The following is a 2,356-nucleotide window of genomic DNA, read 5'->3' on the forward strand; positions in this document are numbered from 1 at the left end:
TTCCTCCTTAGCTCAGTCGGTAGAGCGACGGACTGTTAATCCGCAGGTCGCTGGTTCGAGCCCAGCAGGAGGAGCCACTTTTCAAAACCCAGTCTTTGACTGGGTTTTTCTTTATCTGCCATTTACCCCCACCACTGTAATACCTTGCCTCTCAACTTATTTTGAAGCGAAAATTTAATCCAACTCATACTTTTGAACTTAGTTCGTATCAATAAATAAGCTGACTGATTACTATCCCTTTGACATAAAAATGTCATAAAAACTTAATCTTCTTACACCATTCCCTATCGGTCGCACCATGAAACTAAAATCTCAAGCTTACTTATTATCAGCCTTGATCCTGATTGCGCTACTCACTCTGAGCGCAACAGGATTATGGACTTTACGGGTCGCGAGTAATCTCGATAACCAAGCCCGTGTCACCGAACTGTTTAATAGTGCCTATAGCATTCTGACTGAAGTCGAAAAAATGGCTCAAGAGGGCACACTGTCAGAGCCTGAAGCCAAAGCGCTTGCCACGCGTATCATGCGTAACAATCTGTACAAAAATAATGAATATGTGTATGTGGCCGATCACAATATGACCTTTGTCGCCACCCCACTCGACCCACAACTGCACGGCACCAGCTTCCATGATTTTAAAGATGGGCAAGGCAACAGTGTGGGTCGCTTAATCCAAGATGTGCTACGTAATCAATCGGGCAGATTAGTGGAATACACTTGGACCCAGCCACAAGCTGACGGCTCGATTGAAGAAAAACTCTCCATCGCTCGTAAAACGCCACACTGGGGATGGGTGGTGGGTACTGGGATTGGCCTCAACGAAGTCAATGCCCGTTTTTGGTCTACTGCACAGTGGCAATTAAGTTTGTGTGTGGTGATCGCGCTAGGAATTTTGTCGCTACTGCTACTGGCCATGCATAAGATCCTACTGATCATTGGAGGTGAGCCGAATGAAGTTCGCAGCGCAGTACAAGCGGTAGCACAAGGGCATATTCGTCGTCAATTTGCCGCCAAAGCACCGAAAGAGAGTATTTATGGCGCAGTGCAGCAGATGAGTGGTTCACTGGCGGATTTGGTCACTAAACTGGAACAAACGATGGCGGCGCTACGCAGTGAACTGGCTGACACCGGAACTCGAGCGCACAGCATTGCGCAATTAACCCATAGCCAGCAGCAATCAACCGCAATGATTGCCACTGCGATGACGGAAATGGCCTCTTCGGCCAATCAAGTCGCCGATTCGGCTCGTGATACGGCATTAAATACCGATCAGGCAGATCAGCAAAGTCAGCATACCCAACAGTTGATCCACAATACTGTGCTCAATATTCAAGGTTTGGCGACCCAATTACAAACTGCGAGTACCGCGGTGGCCGAGCTGGATCAGGATGTGAATAATATTGTCAGGGTGCTCGATGTGATTGGCGATATTGCGGAACAAACCAACTTACTGGCGTTAAATGCGGCGATTGAAGCAGCACGAGCCGGAGAACAAGGTAGAGGCTTTGCGGTGGTCGCCGATGAAGTGCGTAACTTAGCGGGACGCACACAAACCAGTACCAAAGAGATCCAGCAGATGATCCACAATCTACAGGCTGGCTCACGCAATGCGATTCAAACCATCCAAGTGTGCGGACAAACTAGCCGCAATAGCGTGCAAGAATCTGAAAACGCGGCGGCAGCTCTCGCCTTAATTGTCAGTGCGCTAGAAAGCGTATCGTCGATGAGCCACCAAATTGCCACCGCGGCGGCCGAGCAAACCCAAGTCAGCGATGATATTGCGTTGCGGATTAATATGATTGAAGAAAGTGGCTGCGAGTTAAGCCGCGTGGTCACCCAAAGCCACAACAGCGCGCAAACTTTAACTCAGCTTGCAAATGAGTTAGAACAGTGGGCAGGCCACTTTTCCGTGACCCGTTAACCACCAAAATTAGCAATAAACCATGTGGAATAAGCACGTCTCGTTACGTGCTTTTTTAATTTTCTTCACTTTTTAACGCAGAAAATACCGATGCCTAGCGCACTTTGATTGCCGATTTAGCCACAAACTGGCGATCTAAATGGACAAAAACAGGCCATTAAGTATAGAAAAACATCAAACAACACTTTTTTTATATTTTCATGTTGACGGCCACCACGAAAACCCTTTTAATACACCCCATCGCCCGGATAGCTCAGTCGGTAGAGCAGAGGATTGAAAATCCTCGTGTCGGTGGTTCGATTCCGCCTCCGGGCACCACAATTTTAATTGTTGGTGCTACCAGCAATAATCAATGTGCCGACTTAGCTCAGTAGGTAGAGCAACTGACTTGTAATCAGTAGGTCACCAGTTCGATTCCGGTAGTCGGCACCA

At 47.8% G+C, this 2,356-nt stretch carries 1 protein-coding gene and 3 tRNA genes; all 4 read left to right on the forward strand.

Annotation, left to right across the window (positions count from 1 at the left end):
* The first annotated feature begins 1 nt into the window (after window position 1).
* A tRNA-Asn gene (locus tag PUN32_RS13925) sits at window positions 2-77 on the forward strand.
* Between the two features lie 221 nt (window positions 78-298).
* Entirely contained in the window at window positions 299-1,924 is a 1,626-nt protein-coding gene (locus PUN32_RS13930; protein ID WP_274723731.1) for a methyl-accepting chemotaxis protein, read from the forward strand.
* A 242-nt stretch (window positions 1,925-2,166) separates the two neighbouring features.
* Window positions 2,167-2,242: transfer RNA gene (locus PUN32_RS13935), tRNA-Phe, on the forward strand.
* 38 nt (window positions 2,243-2,280) lie between these two features.
* Window positions 2,281-2,356: transfer RNA gene (locus PUN32_RS13940), tRNA-Thr, on the forward strand.

The organism is Vibrio chanodichtyis, from assembly GCF_028863985.1.
Taxonomy (GTDB): domain Bacteria; phylum Pseudomonadota; class Gammaproteobacteria; order Enterobacterales; family Vibrionaceae; genus Vibrio; species Vibrio chanodichtyis.

Excerpts from the sequence above, each read along its gene's own strand:
- PUN32_RS13930 (WP_274723731.1), top strand. The coding sequence starts at position 299 with ATGAAACTAAAATCTCAAGCTTACTTATTATCAGCCTTGATCCTGATT.